The following is a 16769-nucleotide window of genomic DNA, read 5'->3' on the forward strand; positions in this document are numbered from 1 at the left end:
GCCCGCTCAGGCCCCAGGTGCCGGGTCGAAGTCGGGCAGGCGCTCGCCGAGGCCGAAGGTGGCGGCGAGCGCCGCCAGGACGCGGGCGGCGGCCCTCCCGTCGCCGTAGGGGTTGACGGCGCGGGCCATGGCCGCGTGGGCCTCCGGGTCGTCCAGCAGGCGGGAGACCTCCGCCACAATCCGCTCCTCGTCGGTGCCCACGAGCCGGGCCACCCCGAAGGCGATCGCCTCGGGACGCTCGGTGTTCTCGCGCATGACCAGGACGGGCTTGGACAGTGCCGGCGCCTCCTCCTGGACGCCGCCGGAGTCGGTGAGCACGACGTCGGCCCGGTTCATGAGGGTGCAGAACTGGCCGTACTCCAGGGGCTCGGTGACCACGACGTTGCCACGGCCGGCGATGCGCGGCAGGAGGGCCTGGCGCACGCGCGGATTGCGGTGGGCCGGCAGGACGAAGAGCGTGTCGGGGTGGGCCCGGGCCAGGCGCGCGACGGCCTGTCCGATGCGCTCCATGGGCTCGCCCCAGGACTCCCGCCGGTGCGCGGTGACCAGGACGACGCGGCGGGCCGAGTCGGACAGGGCGTCGGCCAGCGCCGGGTCGGCAGGCGGCACCGGCCGGGTGACGGCGTCCAGGAGGGCGTCGATGACGGTGTTGCCGGTGACCAGGACCGTGGTCGGGTCGAAGGTCTCCCGCAGGAGGTTGTCCCGGCTGCGCCCGGTCGGGCACAGGTGCAGGGAGGTGATCTGGCTGAGCAGGCGCCGGTTGGCCTCCTCGGGGTAGGGCGAGGCGATCGAACCCGTGCGCAGGCCCGCCTCGACGTGCGCGACGGGCACCTCGTGGTAGAAGGCGGCCAGGCCCGCGGCGAAGGCGGAGGTGGTGTCGCCCTGGACGAGGACGACGTCGGGGGCCAGTGCCTCGATCTGCTCGCCCGCGCCGGTCAGCGTCCGGGTGGTGACCTGGGTCAGGGACTGGCCGGGGGCGTGGATGTCGAGGTCCACGTCGGGGGCGATGGAGAAGAAGCCGTTGACCTGGTCGAGCATCTCGCGGTGCTGGCCGGTCACGACGACGACGGGGCGGAACCGCCGGTCCTCCCCCATGGCCTTGACCAGCGGGGCCATCTTGATGGCCTCGGGGCGGGTGCCGTAGATAAGCATGGCGGTCAGGGGCGGCTCAGGCGCGGTCATGGGTTTCGTCCCTATCTCCGGGTCTTGTGCGATTGCTTGGGCTACTCAGGCTACTCGGCGCGGCCCCGGTCGTCAGCGAGACCGGGCCGACGGTGATGACGGCGTCCTCGGTGTAGGCCGCTACGGCCCCTGACGGGTAGGGGCTCTCCTCGTCGGTGACGGTGGCGAGCTCGGCGCCGTCCACGCTCACCGTCATGGTGACGGCGTCGCCGGCCGTGGTCGTGGTCACGGTGACGTCGAAGGCGGTGCCGATCGGGTAGGTGGGCGCGTCCCCGGAGGCGAGGAAGCGCTGGGCCCCGGGGTAGGCGGGGTCCTCCTTGCTGACCTCCCAGCCGTTGGGCTTCAGGGCCAGGGCGTAGAAGTGCTGGTCGTCGGTGTAGCTCCACAGCAGCCAGGCGACCTCCCAGGGATTGGGGTCGCTCCCGGTGCGCAGCTGGGCGACGGTGCGCACGGTCGCCGTGATCGTCTGCGTCGCGCCCGCCTCGACCGCCATGCCGTCGACCGTCGCCAGGGCGGCGTGCGTCTCGTCGGAGCGGGTGGCGGCCTTCGGGCTCAGGCGGATGGTCTCCCGGGAGCAGGTGACCCTCCCGTACCCGTGGTGGACGGTCGTCCACCCGCAGCGGTTGGCCATGGTGTACACGGTGGTCACGACACCGCCCAGGACGAGCACCCCGACCAGGGCCACGACGACGTGCCGCCGGGCGAGCCGCAGGAACCACCTGGCCCCCTCCCCGATCCTCTCCGCCACACGGATGCTCATCCGGCCGTCCCCGCAGCGACCCTCCGCCACACCGGAGCCGGGGCGCCCGCGGCGTCGGGGCGGGGGCCGGTCCCCGTCGGCTGGCCCGGTGCGGCGCCGGGCCGCCGCGGCGCCCCCTGGACCGGCACCAGGGCGGCCTGCTCCTCCTCCGGGTCCGCCTCGCGGGCCGTCTTGGCCCAGCCGGTGCGGCCGGTGGCCTGACGGGCCAGGGCGCGCCAGCCGACGAGGCAGGGCATGAGCCCGTACAGGACGAACAGGTGGGAGTATGCCAGGGCGCGCAGCAGCCCCAGGCCCTCGCTGCGCTCGACACGCCAGTAGAGCCACCCGAAGATCAGGCCCGGGCCGAAGGCCAGCAGGTAGGCGCCGGCGGCCCACCGCCACGACCGGGGCATGCCCTGAACCGCGGCGGCGGCCGTCAGGATGAGGGCGGACAGGAACGAGGCGACCAGGAATGACCCCGCCAGGAGCAGCGAGGGGGTGAGGATCTGCCACAGGGAGTCCGCCCTGGACAGGCCCCGCTGCTCGCGGGCGACCCTCCCCAGGAGGCGGGCCGACTGGAGGTTGCCCTGGAACCAGCGGGTGCGCTGGCGCAGCAGGCGGCGGCCGCTGGTGACGCCCTGCTGGTGGACGGCCGCCCGGCCCCAGTACTCATTCGTCCAGCCGGCACCGTTGAGGCGCACGCCCAGGTCGAAGTCCTCCGTCAGCGAGCGCGTCCACGGCCTGCGCCCCAGGGAGTTGAGCGCGGACAGGCGGGCGAACTGGGCGTTCCCGCCCATGCCGACGCTGCCCAGGCGGCGGCGCCCCTCCTGGAAGACGGAGGTGAAGACCACGAACTCCATGTCCTGCATGCGGGCCAGCAGCGAGCTGAACCGGTTGTTGATCCGCACCCCCATCTGCACGGCGCCGACCTCCGCCGAGGCGAAGGCCCGGCGCGCCTCGGCGATCGCGTGGGGGTCCAGGCGGCCGTCGGCGTCGACCACGCCGACGATCACCGAGCTCGGGTCGCAGCCGGAGAAGCGCTCGCGGACGACGGCGAGGGCGCTGTTGAGGGCCTCGCCCTTGCCCCTGCGGGCGTTGGGCAGGACGCGCCGCAGGACCTCGGCGCGCGGGTCGCCGAGGGCCTGGACGACGTCCCCGGTCCCGTCGTCGCTGCCGTCGTCGATAACCATGACGTGCAGACCGGGGTCGCGGATGTCGAGCAGGCGCTGGACGGAGGCCGCGATGACCTCGGCCTCGTTGAGGCAGGGCATGAGGACCACGACGCGCATGCCGGGGTCGAGGGCCGGCGGCCGTCCGTCCGCCGAGCGGCGGGGCGGGCGCCCGGAGACGACGAGAAGGGCCAGGGCGTAGCCGAGGGCCACGATGACCATTCCCAGCGCACCGCCCCAGACGATGCGGTCGATCAGAATGAGGATGCTCATGCTTCACCCCGTCGTCAGGTCGTGGAGGCCGGTTCTGGGGCGGCGGCTGGAGGAGCCGGCGCCGCGGTAGGAGCGGGGCCGCGCGTGACGCGGCCGGTAGGCGCCGCCGGCGGAGCGCGCGCGGTGGGCGGCGCCGTAGACGTTGAGCCCGATGAAGAGCAGGACGACGGCGAGGAACACCGCCCCGGCGACGTCCACGAGCAGCCGGGGTACCAGGTCGAGACGCTGCTGAGCGAAGAAGGCGGAGGCGACGAGGACGTGCTCCGCGTCTGTGAGATCAAGAATGTGCATGATCGTTGCCGATCGACACTTGGTGAGGTGGCGGAGCGCCGCGCCCCTGGGGGACGGCGCGTCTCTTGCACGGGGCGCCGGGCCGCTCTCAGGACAGCCGAACACCACGTGCACCCAGGATAATCAGAAGCATGCATGAATGTAACAAAATGATCACGTTCGATTCATGGAGTATCTCACAGGTTGAGCACAGCCGCCCGGGGGCGCTCGCGGTCCGTCCCGGTACCGGCGCGTGCGGCCGTCCCCGACGGCCCCGCCCCGACCGGTGCGGGCCGGCCGGCGCCCAAGGCGGGCACGCCCCCGCCGAGCGCCCCCGTGCGCCGTCGGCCGCCGCGCCCGACACCTACACTCCGCCCGCGGGTACCGATGAAGCCCCCCTGTCCGCCTCCCAGCTCGACCGCGCCGAGGGAGTCCTGCCGGCCCAGGCCTGCGGCCACGCCCTCGGGGCGCCGTGGGAGCTCGACCGCCGCCCCGCCGATCCCGGCTGCGGGGCCGAGCCGGGCGAGGGCTTCATGCAGGGCGGGGGCCTGGGCCCCTGCGCGCCGGGCGAGTGGAGCGACGACACCCAGGTGGCGGTGGTGATCGCCCGCGTCGCGGCCACCGGCGCCGACCTGACGAGCCGGGCCGCCCTGGACGCCATTGCGAACGGCTTCATCGACTGGCTCGCCTCAGCGGCCTCCGACGTCGGCGCGCAGACCCACGCGGTCCTGACGTCCGTCGCCCGCCACCGCGGTGAGCCGGGCGTCTCGGAGAGGATGCGCCGCGCTGGACTACCACAGGGCCTCCGGCGGGCGCAGCACCGGGAACGGCGCTCATGCGCAACGGCGTCGTCGGCCTGACCCGTTTGCACGACCCGCGCGCCACGGCGGCAGCGGCTCGGGCCGCGGCGTCGCTGACGCACGCCGATCCCCTGGCCGCCGGCTCCTGCGTCATCCAGGCCGAGATGATCCGCGCCCACGTCGTCTCGCCGGCGTGAGGGGCCTGCCGTTCAGCGGGGCCGACACGGTGGCCGCGATCGCCGGCGCGGTGGCGGGCGGCTACCTGGGCGCCGCCGCCGTCCCGGACAGGTGGGAGGCGAAGGTCCACGGGCTGCCGGCCGGCCCCGGCTCCGCACCGCCGCGCGCCGCCGACCTGCGGGACCTGGCGCGCCGGACGGCGCTGGCGGGAATCGGACGGCCGGCGGCCTGACCGGCGTCGCGCCGTCCGGGCGGACGACGGCGGACGCTCCAGCCGCTCAGGCGGACCCCTCCTGGGTGAGGACGACCTTGACGGTCCTGAGCAGGATCTTCAAGTCCATCAGGAGGGTCCAGTTCTCCACGTAGAACAGGTCGAGGCGCAGGGCCTCCTCCCAGCTCAGGGCGGACCTTCCGCTGACCTGCCACAGTCCCGTCATCCCCGGCTTGACCAGCAGCCGGCGTGCGGCGGTCTCGTCGTAGAACTCGACCTCCTTGGGGACCTGGGGCCTGGGCCCCACCAGGCTCATCGATCCCTCGAGAACGTTGAACAGCTGGGGGAACTCGTCCAGGGACGTGCGCCGGAGCACCCGTCCGATCCTGGTGATGCGGGGGTCGCCCGCCACCTTGAACAAGGGCTTGTCGCCCGTCCCCTGCTCGGTCAGCAGGGTGCCCAGCTCGGTGTCGGCGTTGACGCGCATGGTGCGGAACTTCCAAATCCTGAACGTCTGCCCGTCCCTGCCGACCCTGGTCTGGCGGAAGAAGGCCGGTCCGCGGTCGTCGTGCCGGATGAGCGCGGGCACCACGACCCACATGGGGGCCAGGGCAATGATCAGGATGACCGACGCCACGATGTCGATCGCCCTCTTGACCGCGAGCCTGGTTCTGGCGAATGAGCCGAAGCTGATCTCGTGCAGACGGATGCCGCCGGCCGAGTGCGGGCCGGAGACCTCGAGGGCGGCGCGCACCAGCATGAGCCGGCTCGTCGTCCCCAGCGCCCGTCCGATCCTGCGGACCGCCAGCGGGGTCAGGCCGGAGGTCGGGGCGATCAGCAGGGTGATCCCGTCGGCCCCGTCAACGGCCCGGCCGATGTCCTCGACGCCCCCGACGACCGGCACGGGCAGGTGCGCGACGTCTGCGGCGTCGCAGTCCGCCGGGCCGTCGTCGGACAGGAAGGCGCCGCAGGGCTTCAGGCCGAGCTCGGGCCGCCGGCTGATCGTGGCGATCACCGCCGAGGCCGACTCGTGGGAGCCGACGACGAACGCCGGGCGGGTGAAGGCCCCCCGTCTCCTGGCCTGCACGAAGAACTGACGGGCCGCCCAGCGCCAGATAAGGAGCAGGGCGATGCCGCCGGGCAGGGCCACCAGGAAGTAGACGCGGGGCAGCTGGGCCCCGCTGAGGGCGGACAGGAGGGCCAGGCCCCCGAACTCGGCCGCCGAGGCCTGAAGCACGCGGTGGTACTCGTCGAGCCCGTGACCGAGAATGCGCTCCTGGTAGGCGTTCATGACCGTCAGGAGGAACCACCAGCTGGCGGCCACGCAGACGTCCAGGAGGATGTCGTTGGGCATGAGCCGACCGGCGTGCGCGGCGAAGGCCCGTTCGTCGGCAAGGCCCACGAACCGGCCGAAGAGGACGGCGCAGAAGATGGCGGCGAGATCGCCGGCGCGTAGTGAGTGCTGGAATCCCGCCGTCACGCGGGGACCAGGGACCTTCGATGTGGTGTAGGGGGCGATCTGTGTGCGGGACATGGTCTCTGGTCTCTCCAGGGTCGTAAGGGCATCGAGGCGGCGCGGACAACTGCAACCTCAGGGGGAAACTGCTGTGATATGGGGACGAGTAGCGGACGTACGACGCAGTTGTGCTTGCTGGAGCCGTGCACTCACCTGGCCCTGGCAGGCAGGTTGGGCCCCGGAGCCGGGGCGCCGCCCAGCCCCTCCACCGTGCGCCGTCCCGCCCCGTGGGCCTGCTCACGGGGCGCGAACGCCGGCGCCTCGCCGGCGCCGGTGAACCGGCGCGGCTTGGGCTGCGGCGTCTGGTTGAGAACGACGCCGAAGACAGAGCCGCCGCCCTGCCGGATCACCTCGACCGTCTGCTCGAGCTGGTCGTTCGTCGTCCGTCCCGAGCGCGCCACCAGCAGGACGCCGTCCGTGTGGGCGCCGAGCGCGGCGGCGTCGGTGACCGGCAGCGCGGCCGGCGCGTCGATCACCACGACATGCTTCGACGACAGGTAGGTCACCAGATCCGACATGCGCTCGGAGCCGAGGAGCTCGGACGGGTTCGGCGGAGGGTCGCCGGCCGGAATGACCCGCAGGCCGGGCACCGCGCTCTGGACCAGCACCGCGTCCAGGGACGTGGAGCCGACCAGCAGCTGGGTCAGCCCGGGACGGCGCCGCCCGCCCCCGTCATGGGGCCGGTGACGGCGCAGGTCGCCGTCGATGAGCACGACCGACTGGCCGGCCAGCGCCATGACGCGGGCCAGGTTGCTGGCGACGGTGGACTTCCCGTCGCCCTGCATGCCCGAGGTCACCACGAAGGACTGCACGCCCTTGTCGACATTGGCGTAGCGCATGTTGGTGCGCAGCTTGCGGAAGGCCTCCTCGGCGCCGGCGCCGGCGCCTGTTCCCACCCGCCCGTGCGCAATGGCGTCCGACACGGGGATGACGCCGAGGACGGGGCCGTCCACGACGGCGGCCAGGTCCGCGGCGGAGCGGACGCGCCTGTCCCACACCTCGCGCGCGAAGGCCAGGGCGTATCCGAGCAGGACGCCGCCCACCAGGCCGACGCCGAGATACTTGAACCCGGACGGCGAGCGGGTCGTGGGCGCCAGGGCGGACGGGGACATGAGCACGACCTCGATCGGCGAGTCCTCGCCCTCCAGCTGCTTGACCTGCTCGGCGGACTGGCGCACGACCTCGTCGGCGATGCGGCGGGCCCGGTCCTCCGACGACGCGGTCGCGGTGACGGTGATCGTCAGGGTGTTGTTCTTGTTGGTCGCCGACAGCGAGCGCGACAGCTGGGCCGGCGTCATGTCGAGCCCCAGGGAGTCGATGACGCCCTGCGCGACGGCCTCGGAGGTGAACACGGGCACGAAGGCCTTGACCTTCTGGTTGGCGAGCTGGGAGGCCGCGTACTGCTGCGCCGCCTCCCCGTCCGGCGACACGTTGACGCGGATGTAGGCCTCCGCGGAGGCCTGATACGACACCGGCGTCAGCAGGATCACCGTGAGGGCCACGAAGAGCCCCGCGAGGAGACCGACGGCGATGGCGACGACCTGCCGGCGAGTGAGCTTGAGAAGATCCTCGAATGTCATACCGCCGTCACCAATCGAGATTCACAACTGAGCATGCCGTGTATCTCCTACAGGGAAAGATGGATAGAGAAAGCACGAGGACGTTACCACAGTACGCGGATGAGCACCAGGGCCTGCGCCAGTTCGTTTCACAGTCGTTAGGACGCCGCGGCATATCAGTACCCCGCGCCACTTCCGAGGCCCCAGCGCAGCCAGCACGCCCTGCGGGCGGGCGCCGCCCAGGCGCCGTCGGAGGTGCCGACCTCGCCCGTGGCTGCACTGACGACGAGCGCGGGAAGGGACGGCTCGTCGCGCAGTCGGCAGTCGTGGCCGAGCATGTGGAGCAGCGGTCCCATGTGCCGGGGCAGGACCAGGCCGCCGATCGCCTCGCTGAGCTCGCCGTAGGTGATGACCTCGCGGTGGGCCGCCACGTCGAGCAGGACCGCCCGGGCCCGGCCGGCGGCCTCCGCCAGAGCGGGGGTGAGGGTGAGCATGCGCTCGCCCACCGGGTAGCGCTCGCCGACGTCCAGAGCCAGGGCCCCCGGCTCCTCGGCGAGCTCACGGCCCTCCGAGGACGCCGGCTGCGGACCGCCGTCTGAGATCATGACCACCGTCCTCGCCCCCTTCCGCCTGCGCCGCAGCACAGCCCGTTGTTCAGAACAGCCGTGCCCGGAAGAGGTAGAGGACGGCGCCCAGGACCGTGGCGGTCGCCCCCAGGCCGGCGATGGTGCGGCCGACGAACTTCTGCAGCGTCGTGGACTGAGCACCGGTGGCGGGGTGATCGACGGCGTCGATCTGGCCGCCCGGTGCCGCCACGCCGACGCCCTCGGCCCCGGAGGCGGCGATCACGCCCGGCGTCGTCGGATCATCAGCTGCGGCCTGGGCCGCCTGGGTCTGGGCCGCCGCGTCCTCGCCGCCCTCCCCCTGGGGCTGGGCCGAGGGGGAGGCGGTCTGCTCCGCCGCGGGCGCGGCGGCGGGAGCCTTGGGAGTCTGCGCACCGCCCTGCCAGGCGGCGTTGACCAGAGCCCCGCGGTCGACGGCGCCGCCCGGGCTCACCCCCAGGGCGTCGGCGATGTCCTGCGGCAGCGGCGTGCCGGTGCCCGCGGCGGGACCGCCCGGCTTGGCGTGCAGGTCGGAGGTCTTCCACGCGGTGGGGTCGGCCGACTCGCTGACCAGGACGGGGTTGGCGTCCCGGCCGCCCTGCAGGTCCAGCCCGTTGGCCTCCTTGCCCGCCGTCGTCACGTTCGGGCTGCTGGAGAAGTCGGACAGGGAGGCGGCGTTGACGGCCTGGGAGCCGCGGTCCTCCCCGTACTGCCACAGGACGGTGGTCGAGGGCTGGCTCGTGGGCTGCCGGTAGTAGACGTTGTAGTCGATGCCGGAGACCATGTCGTTGGCGTACAAGGCGCTCGAGCCGTCGGCGTCCTTGGCGCCGGTGACCTGCACCATGGCGGAGTACCGCCAGGTGTCCGCGTTCGCGGGGACCATCTGCTCGGAGGACAGGATGTTGTTGTAGATGCTCGTGTCCGTGGCGTCCCATGTCAGGCCGTGCTCCTTGGACCAGCTCTCGTTGGAGGTGCAGGTGCCGTCGCTGCCGCGCGCGTTGCAGCCGTCGGAGCGCTCGTCCTCGTAGACCGAGACGCTCGTCAGCGCGTGCGTCACCGTGTTGTTCCACACCTTGGTGCTCTCCGAGCCCGCGACCTGGATGCCGATGCCGGCGCCCTCGATGAGGTTGGAGGCGACCGTGTTGCCCTTGGAGACCTCCACGGAGACCCCCGTGGGCACGTTGACGAAGTACGAGGCCAGGACGGAGGAGTCCAGGACGCCCTCGTCGAACCAGACGCCGGACTGCCGGTTGGTCTCCCACGAGGACAGCTCGGAGTGGTCGGTGCCCGACTGCGAGTAGTCCACGGTGTTGTAGGCGTAGCGCACCTTCTCGGAGTGCGTGACCTTCGTGTCCGCGATGGTGCAGTAGCCCCCGCAGGCGGTCGTGATGAAGCCGGCGCTGTTGTTCCCCGACCACAGGTTGTTCTCGATGGTGACGTTGGAGGAGCGGTTGACGCCCATCCCGACGCCGGCGTTGTCGGTAATGCTGTTGCTGGTCACGGTCGCGTTCTGCGCGTTGGCGACGCCCAGCGCCGTGCCTCCCCCGGAGTACCTGAAGGCGCTGCCGGTGATGGTCAGACCGGTGCCGGAGGCGAAGACCATGACGCCCCCCGTGCTGGTGCCGATCTCGGGGTCCATGTAGTCCCACTCCTGGACCGGGGAGTACTTCTCCACGGTCAGGCCGCTGAGGGTGATGTTGTCGGCCGACAGGGTCAGGGCCCGCGAGTGCTGGGCGACCTCGACCGTGTGCTGGTCGGGGTCCACGCCGATGACGTAGGAGGTCCCCCGGTGCGGCTTGGTGTTGTAGCCCGCCCGGCTGTTGGACGGGTTCTTGGCGGTGATCGGGTCGTCGTCCTGGACGTAGAAGGTGGACTCCGTGACCTCCCCGCGCGTGGCGACCTGGGTCAGCGGCTTGCCGTCGACGAAGACCTGCTCGGGGTGGGCCGCCATGCCCTCGGCGGAGGGGTCGGCGTTGGTGGTGCACACCGTACAGAAGCGCACCATGTCCGCCGCGGTGGACCAGGTGGAGCCGGAGGCCGACCAGGATGTGGGGACCTCGGCTCCCGACAGGACCGGGGCCGCGCCCTCGGCGGCGCGAATGGTCAGGCTCTTGTCGACCGAGATCTCGCCCTCCCGGTAGGTGCCGTCCCCGACCTCGATCGTGGCTCCGGACGGGGCGGCGGCAATCGCCTCGGTGATGGTGGTGTAGGGCTTGTCCGCCGAGCCGTCGCCGCCCTGACCGGCCGATGCCGAGACATGGACGACACCAGCAGCGGGAGCGGCTGCGGCGCTGGACGCCGTCAGTGGAAGTGTCAGTGGAAGCATGATGAGGGCGAGCACGGCAATGATGGTGGCTGCGCTGCGACGCACGCTGATTCTCCTCCTGCAGACTGCACGGAATCGCGTTTACCGTACCGTTATCCCTGCCCGAGCGCGAGCACATGTGCCTCACAGTGCGATAAGCGCGCCGCTGCGCGACGCGCTCCTCCTCACACGGGGCGGCCCGACGGCGGGCCTGGAAGAATGGGGGCGTGCAGCCCCGGACGCCTCCTCACACGCCTTCGAGCCGCTACCCGTGCGTGCCCGTGCGCGGACGGATCAGGCTCGGCCAGTTCCTCAAGCTCGCCGGCCTCGTCGAGGACGGCGCCGAGGCCCGCATGGCGGTCCAGTGCGGCGATGTCACCGTCAACGGCGAGACCGACACCCGTCGCGGGCACGCGCTCGCCGACGGCGACGTCGTCGTGGTGGACCTGCCGACCGGTGCCGCGGGCGCCGTCGTCGAGGTGGTCTGAGTGGTCTGAGCCGGGCGGCAGGGGCCGCCTGCTCAGCCGGCCGCGAGGCGGCGGGCGTCCCCGCCCGGCGCCGGGTTACGCGTAGAGCCGAAAGCGCCCCGCGGCTCCTCAGCGCCTCAGGCAGCCCGGCCCGAGCAGCGCCTTGATGTCGGAGTAGAAGGCGGCGCTGGCCTCGACCCGCAGCGAGGAGTCCAGCTGGGTGCGCACCTCCCGGCCGGGGCTGGTGAGGTTGAGCCGCACCGTGGACATGCCCGGGTGGTTCTCGAGGACCGCCTTGAACCTCTCCACCAGCGGGGCGGTGCACCGGTTGGTCGGCAGGGTGATGGTGACCGCCTCGTGGGCGGCGCTGGAGACGTCCGGGAGGGTCATCTCCTGGGCGTACAGGGCCACCTGCCCGTCGCGCCGGTTGAGGCGCCCGCGCACGGTGACCACCGTGTCCGGGGCCAGCATGGTGGAGACGGTCTGGTAGGTGCTGGGGAAGAACAGCGCCTCGATGCTGCCGCCCAGGTCCTCGATCTGGGCGATGGCCCACAGGTTGCCCTGCTTGGTGGTCTTGCGGGTCAGGCCCGTGATGAGCCCGGCGATCGTCACCATGGCGCCGTCGGGGCGCTCCTCGTCCTCGACCAGGTCGGCGATCTCGGTGTCGGCGAGCTTGCCCAGCACGCCCTCCAGGCCCAGCAGCGGGTGGTCGGAGACGTAGAGGCCGAGCATGTCGCGCTCGTAGGCGAGCTTGTCCTTCTTGTCCCACTCGGGCAGGTCGGGCACCTCGGAGGAGAAGACGGGGCCCGAGCCGAAGGGCGACGGCGCGCCTCCGGCCCCCTCCATGGCGTCGCCGCCCATGAGGGAGGCGAACAGGTCGAACTGGCCGGCGGCCTCGTTGCGCTTGACGCCGATGATCTCGTCGACGAAGTCCTCGTGGCAGGCCTGCAGGGCGCGCCGGGTCCTGCCCAGGGTGTCGAAGGCGCCGGCCTTGATCAGGGAGTCGATGGTGCGCTTGTTGCACACCACCGCCGGGACCTTGTCGAGGAAGTCCTCGAAGCTGGTGAACTCGCCCTTGTCCTCGCGCGCCGCCACGATCGCGTCGACGACGTTGAGGCCCACGTTGCGCACGGCCGCCAGGCCGAAGCGGATGCTCTCGCCGTCGGCGGAGAACTGGGCGCGCGAGGCGTTGACGTCGGGGGGCAGGACGGTGATGCCCATGTGGCGGCACTCCCCCAGGTAGACGGCCAGCTTGTCCTTGTTGTCCTTCTGGGAGGTCAGCAGCGCCGCCATGTACTCGGTCGGGTAGTGGGTCTTGAGGTAGGCGGTCCAGTAGGACACGACCCCGTAGGCCGCCGAGTGCGCCTTGTTGAACGCGTACTTGGCGAAGGGGACCACGACGTCCCACAGGGTCTTGACGCTCTCCTTGGAGAAGCCGCCCTCCACCATGCCGGCCTCGAACTCGACGAACATCTTGGCCAGGATGTCCATCTTCTTCTTGCCCATGGCCTTGCGCAGCGCATCGGCCTTGCCCATGGAGAAGCCCGCCAGGTCGGTGGCGATCTTCATGACCTGCTCCTGGTAGACGATCAGGCCGTGGGTGGTTCCCAGGATCGGCTCCAGGGCCTCCTTGAGCTCGGGGTGGATGGGCGTGATCTCCTGCAGGCCGTTCTTGCGCAGGGCGTAGTTGGTGTGGGACTCCGCGCCCATGGGGCCGGGGCGGTACAGGGCGCCGACGGCGGAGATGTCCTCGAAGTTGTCCGGCTTCATCAGCCGCAGCAGGGTGCGCATGCCGCCGCCGTCGAGCTGGAAGACGCCCAGGGTCTCCCCGCGCGAGAGCAGCTCGTAGGTGGCCCGGTCGTCCAGCTCGACGTGGTCGATGTCCAGCGGCTCCTTGCCGTTGGCGACGATGCCCTCCAGGGCGTCGGAGATGACGGTCAGGTTGCGCAGCCCCAGGAAGTCCATCTTGAGCAGGCCCAGGTGCTCGCAGGTGGGGTAGTCGAACTGGGTGATGTAGGCGCCGTCCTGGAGGCGCTGCATCATGGGGATGATGTCGGTCAGGGTCGCCGAGGACATGATGACGGCGCAGGCGTGCACGCCCCACTGGCGGGTCATGCCCTCCAGGCCGCCGGCGAGCTCGACGATCTTCTGGGCGTCGGGGTCCTCGGCGTGCAGCTCGCGGAACTGCTGGGCCTCCCCGTAGCGCTCGTCGGCGGGGTTGAACATGCCCTTGATGGAGATGTCCTTGCCCATAATGGTCGGTGGCATGGCCTTGGTGAGCCGGTCGCCCACCGCGTAGGGGTAGCCCATGACGCGGCTGGAGTCCTTCAGGGACTGCTTGGCCTTGATGACGCCGTAGGTGACGACCTGGCTGACCTTGTCCGAGCCGTACTTGCGCTTGACGTACTCGATGACCTCGTCGCGCCGGCGCTCGTCGAAGTCGACGTCGATGTCGGGCATGGAGATGCGCTCGGGGTTGAGGAAGCGCTCGAAGATGAGCCCGTGGCGCAGGGGGTTGAGCTCGGTGATGCCCATGGCGTAGGCGACCATGGACCCGGCGCCCGACCCGCGCCCGGGCCCCACCCGGATGCCCTGGGCCTTGGCCCAGTTGATGTAGTCGGCGACCACCAGGAAGTAGCCGGGGAAGCCCATCTGCACGATGACGCCGATCTCGTACTCGGCCTGCTTGCGGCAGTCCTCGGGGATGTCGCCGCCGAAGCGGCGCTCCATGCCCCGCCAGCACTCGGCGATGAACCAGGACTCCATGGTCTCGCCCTCGGGGACGGGGAAGACCGGCATGAAGGAGGCGCCCTCGTCGACGGTGGCGAAGTGGACGTCGCACTGCTCGGCCACCAGGAGGGTGTTGTCGCAGGCGCCCGGCATCTCAGCGAAGAGCTCGCGCATCTCCCGCCCGGGCCGCAGGTAGTAGGTGTCCCCGTCGAACTTGAAGCGGTCGGGGTCGGTGAGCACCGAGCCGGAGTTGATGCACAGCATGGCGTCCTGGATGGTGCGGTCCTCGGGGCGCACGTAGTGGGAGTCGTTGGTCGCCAGCAGCGGGGCGCCGAGCGTCTCGGCCAGGCGCAGCAGGTCCTTGGTGACCCGCCGCTCGATCTCCAGGCCGTGGTCCATGAGCTCGACGTAGAAGAACTCCTTGCCGAAGATGTCCTGCAGCTCCCCGGCGGCGCGCAGCGCCTCGTCCCACTGGCCCAGGCGCAGGCGCGTCTGGACCTCGGAGGAGGGGCAGCCGGTGGAGCCGATCAGGCCCGCCGAGTAGCGGGAGAGCAGCTCGCGGTCGATGCGCGGGGCCTTGCCCCACTGGCCCTCCAGGGAGGCGTAGGAGTCCATGCGCATGAGGTTGTGCAGGCCCTCGTTGGTGCGCGAGAGCAGCGTCATGTGGGTGTAGGAGCCGCGGGCGGACACGTCGTCGCCGCGCTGGGACTCCTCCCCCCAGAAGACTCTGGTCTTGTCGAAGCGGGAGGTGCCCGGGGTCATGTAGGCCTCCACGCCGATGATCGGCTTGATGCCGGCGGCCGTGGCGGCCGCGTAGAACTCGTAGGCGCCGAACATGTAGCCGTGGTCGGTGATCGCCAGGGCCGGCTGGCCCAGCCGCTTGGCCTCGGCGACGTAGTCCTTGATCTTGCCCGCGCCGTCGAGCATGGAGTAGTCGGTGTGGACGTGAAGGTGGACGAAGTCGTCCCTGGGTGCGTCCTGGGTGCCCTCGCTGCTCTTGTCCGCCATGGGCCCATCCTAGAGGAACGGCTCCGGGGCCCGGGTGCGGGTGGGGTGCGGTGGCGCCTGGCCGTCCCCGTCTCCTCCCGCATCTTCCCGCCAGCCCCTGTCGCCGAGGTCGGTCCGGTTCCGGCCCGAGATCGGTTCGGGACGCCCGCCGGGAGCCGCGCTCTCGGGAAAGTGAGCATCCCACGCACTTTCAGCACCGCGCTTCGCGCCGCCCGTATCGCAGAACTGTGGAATCACGACGATCCGCACCGCGCCCGAGACCGCCGATCGTCCTGAAAGCGCGTGGGGTGATTGCTCCCGGCTGAGGGCGACCCGTTCGGGGCCCTTCGGGACTCCGGCGGACTCCGAGGGACCAGCGCCGGGGAGGTCCCGGCGGGCGGCACGGGACGCACCCCAGACGCCGACGGCGGTTGACGACGTGAACGTACCTTTGCAGCGTGAACGTACCTTTCTCCCGTCCTTCTGACCTGTGATGTCTCAGGAGATCGGTGACGGTTGGTGTGTCAGGGCATCGGTGACGGTTCGGGTGGTGGTGACACTTCGGTTGTGCTTGGCGGGTGAGTGGGAATGAGCCTGCTCGTCCCCGGTGTTCGCCCTGCCATCGCCCGGTGGCCCGATGACGCTCCGCGTGGGGCGCCGGCCACGTTGGGCGCCGAGCAGGGGATCTCGCGCAAGGACGCTGCTGTGCCCTCAAGGGCCCGTGCCCGCGCCGAGGGGCAGGCGGCTGTGCCGGGCCGGGTCCCGCCGCCCCAGGACCAGTCCGACTCGTCTGGGTGGGGCGACCGCGGACCAGGCGGTGGCAGTACGCGCGTCCCCGGAGGGGCTCTCGGGCCCGGGGCCACGGGCCGGTCAGCGTGGTGCGACAAGATGGTCTCCATGGGCCTGGGGTGGCGCCTTCAGTGGCGTCCCTGGCCCGGGTCCTTGCGGGCCAGGGACGCGGGTCCGCGCCGAGCCCAGCAAGGAGGCCCCCCGGGGCGGCCAGGGGCGGCGGTTCGTCTACCCCGCTCTCGAACGCCTGCTGGCAGCCGGCTCCACCGAGAATCGTCCTGGACAGAGGCCGCAAGCGCGTGGTCCTCCAGCCTTCTTCGGCGATCACTCCCGCCTGGCGGTGGCCTGGCTGGTCGCCCGGGCCGCCACCAGCCACGCGGCTGTCAGGGTCCTGCGGCAAGGGGGCGTGCGCGCCTACGGCGTGCCCCCGGCAGCCCCCTGACCGAGATAACGGGGCCTCGTTGAGGCCCACCCGCAGGGGCCGGCAGGGCCGGGGGGTGGATCACGTCAGAGCGCTGGGCGTGGAGCCCATCACCGGCAGGCCCTACAAGCCCACCACCCACGGCGCAGGAACGAGCGCTTCCACCCCCGCCCTGCTGCGCCGGCACGGGCAAGCAGCCCCCGCCCCGCCACCGTCGCCGGGCCCCCGGGCACAGGCCAGGCGCCCTCGACCGCATCCACACGACACCGAGCGTCCCCACCAGAGCCTGCCCGGGCGCACTACCCCCGCCCAGGCACGGGACGCCACCGAGGCGGCCCAGGCCCCCAGACCGCCGCACGACGACCCGCCCGCCCAACCGGCCAGACCACCCAAGGCCCCGCGCCCACGCGGGACGCAGATCCGCCCCCACCGCCACCAGGCGCACCACCACAGGACGCAACGGCACCATCAGCCTCGCCGGGACCGCCTACCTCGTCTCCAGATCCCGAGCGGGCCAGGAGGCCCTGATCACCTGGGACGCCCACAGGACCACCATCACCGACCCCCACGGC

Annotated in this window: 13 protein-coding genes; 4 read left to right on the top strand and 9 right to left on the bottom strand. The window is 71.7% G+C overall.

Annotated elements, in window-relative coordinates:
* Positions 1-6 precede the first annotated feature (6 nt).
* Genes wecB through O145_RS01150 form a run of 4 tightly spaced genes read right to left on the bottom strand, consistent with a single transcriptional unit; the run spans position 7 to position 3654 of the window.
* Positions 7-1182, bottom strand: a complete 1176-nt coding sequence (wecB, locus tag O145_RS01135; RefSeq protein ID WP_043558426.1) for a non-hydrolyzing UDP-N-acetylglucosamine 2-epimerase — start codon at positions 1180-1182, stop codon at positions 7-9.
* Positions 1169-1942: a hypothetical protein gene (locus tag O145_RS01140; RefSeq protein WP_229118270.1), complete on the bottom strand. Its 774-nt coding sequence runs from the start codon at positions 1940-1942 to the stop codon at positions 1169-1171. Before O145_RS01140 ends, wecB begins: the two co-directional genes overlap by 14 nt.
* Complete coding sequence (locus O145_RS01145; RefSeq protein ID WP_052374456.1) at positions 1939-3363, bottom strand: glycosyltransferase family 2 protein; 1425 nt, start codon at positions 3361-3363, stop codon at positions 1939-1941. The genes O145_RS01140 and O145_RS01145 overlap by 4 nt, the downstream gene beginning before the upstream one ends.
* A gap of 3 nt (positions 3364-3366) precedes the next feature.
* The gene (locus tag O145_RS01150) at positions 3367-3654 is read right to left on the bottom strand and encodes a hypothetical protein (protein WP_043558428.1); all 288 of its coding nucleotides are present in this window, start codon (positions 3652-3654) and stop codon (positions 3367-3369) included.
* Between the two features lie 149 nt (positions 3655-3803).
* Here O145_RS01150 and O145_RS01155 point away from each other — a divergent pair, with 149 nt between their 5' ends.
* Genes O145_RS01155 through O145_RS18840 form a run of 3 tightly spaced genes read left to right on the top strand, consistent with a single transcriptional unit; the run spans position 3804 to position 4842 of the window.
* A complete protein-coding gene (locus O145_RS01155; RefSeq protein WP_267489898.1) occupies positions 3804-4493 on the top strand; it encodes an ADP-ribosylglycohydrolase family protein in 690 nt (229 codons plus the stop codon).
* Positions 4469-4630 carry an ADP-ribosylglycohydrolase family protein gene (locus O145_RS19505; protein ID WP_267489899.1) on the top strand — a complete coding sequence of 54 codons (162 nt, stop codon included), beginning with the start codon at positions 4469-4471 and terminating at the stop codon, positions 4628-4630. Before O145_RS01155 ends, O145_RS19505 begins: the two co-directional genes overlap by 25 nt.
* Positions 4627-4842, top strand: coding sequence for a hypothetical protein (locus tag O145_RS18840; RefSeq protein WP_043558430.1), 216 nt, complete (start codon positions 4627-4629; stop codon positions 4840-4842). Before O145_RS19505 ends, O145_RS18840 begins: the two co-directional genes overlap by 4 nt.
* A 46-nt stretch (positions 4843-4888) precedes the next feature.
* Here the strand turns inward: O145_RS18840 and O145_RS01165 are convergent, their stop codons facing one another.
* The 4 genes from O145_RS01165 to O145_RS01180 all read right to left on the bottom strand — a co-directional run bounded on the left by O145_RS01165 (position 4889) and on the right by O145_RS01180 (position 10869).
* Positions 4889-6355 carry a sugar transferase gene (locus O145_RS01165; protein ID WP_043558432.1) on the bottom strand — a complete coding sequence of 489 codons (1467 nt, stop codon included), beginning with the start codon at positions 6353-6355 and terminating at the stop codon, positions 4889-4891.
* Between the two features lie 131 nt (positions 6356-6486).
* Positions 6487-7917 carry a tyrosine-protein kinase domain-containing protein gene (locus O145_RS01170; RefSeq protein ID WP_043558434.1) on the bottom strand — a complete coding sequence of 477 codons (1431 nt, stop codon included), beginning with the start codon at positions 7915-7917 and terminating at the stop codon, positions 6487-6489.
* A 155-nt stretch (positions 7918-8072) separates the two neighbouring features.
* Positions 8073-8390 (bottom strand): hypothetical protein, encoded by a 318-nt coding sequence (locus tag O145_RS01175; RefSeq protein WP_229118278.1) that lies wholly within the window; start codon positions 8388-8390, stop codon positions 8073-8075.
* Between the two features lie 160 nt (positions 8391-8550).
* Positions 8551-10869 (bottom strand): NosD domain-containing protein, encoded by a 2319-nt coding sequence (locus O145_RS01180; RefSeq protein WP_043558437.1) that lies wholly within the window; start codon positions 10867-10869, stop codon positions 8551-8553.
* A gap of 161 nt (positions 10870-11030) precedes the next feature.
* On the opposite strand from O145_RS01180, the gene O145_RS01185 reads away from it, so the two are divergent.
* The gene (locus O145_RS01185; RefSeq protein WP_229118271.1) at positions 11031-11291 is read left to right on the top strand and encodes an RNA-binding S4 domain-containing protein; all 261 of its coding nucleotides are present in this window, start codon (positions 11031-11033) and stop codon (positions 11289-11291) included.
* A 108-nt stretch (positions 11292-11399) separates the two neighbouring features.
* Here O145_RS01185 and dnaE read toward each other — a convergent pair whose 3' ends face one another.
* The gene (gene dnaE, locus O145_RS01190) at positions 11400-15008 is read right to left on the bottom strand and encodes a DNA polymerase III subunit alpha (protein ID WP_043558439.1); all 3609 of its coding nucleotides are present in this window, start codon (positions 15006-15008) and stop codon (positions 11400-11402) included.
* Positions 15009-16769: the final 1761 nt, after the last annotated feature.

The organism is Actinomyces israelii DSM 43320 (assembly GCF_000711965.1).
GTDB classification, from domain to species: Bacteria; Actinomycetota; Actinomycetes; order Actinomycetales; family Actinomycetaceae; genus Actinomyces; species Actinomyces israelii.

Bases quoted from the DNA above. Each gene is read 5' to 3' on its own strand.
- O145_RS01150 (WP_043558428.1), bottom strand. From the start codon at position 3,654: ATGCACATTCTTGATCTCACAGACGCGGAGCACGTCCTCGTCGCCTCC.
- dnaE (WP_043558439.1), bottom strand. From the start codon at position 15,008: ATGGCGGACAAGAGCAGCGAGGGCACCCAGGACGCACCCAGGGACGAC.
- wecB (WP_043558426.1), bottom strand. From the start codon at position 1,182: ATGACCGCGCCTGAGCCGCCCCTGACCGCCATGCTTATCTACGGCACC.
- O145_RS01155 (WP_267489898.1), top strand. From the start codon at position 3,804: ATGATCACGTTCGATTCATGGAGTATCTCACAGGTTGAGCACAGCCGC.
- O145_RS01175 (WP_229118278.1), bottom strand. From the start codon at position 8,390: ATGCTCACCCTCACCCCCGCTCTGGCGGAGGCCGCCGGCCGGGCCCGG.
- O145_RS01170 (WP_043558434.1), bottom strand. From the start codon at position 7,917: ATGACATTCGAGGATCTTCTCAAGCTCACTCGCCGGCAGGTCGTCGCC.
- O145_RS01145 (WP_052374456.1), bottom strand. From the start codon at position 3,363: ATGAGCATCCTCATTCTGATCGACCGCATCGTCTGGGGCGGTGCGCTG.
- O145_RS01165 (WP_043558432.1), bottom strand. From the start codon at position 6,355: ATGTCCCGCACACAGATCGCCCCCTACACCACATCGAAGGTCCCTGGT.
- O145_RS19505 (WP_267489899.1), top strand. From the start codon at position 4,469: ATGCGCAACGGCGTCGTCGGCCTGACCCGTTTGCACGACCCGCGCGCC.
- O145_RS01140 (WP_229118270.1), bottom strand. From the start codon at position 1,942: ATGAGCATCCGTGTGGCGGAGAGGATCGGGGAGGGGGCCAGGTGGTTC.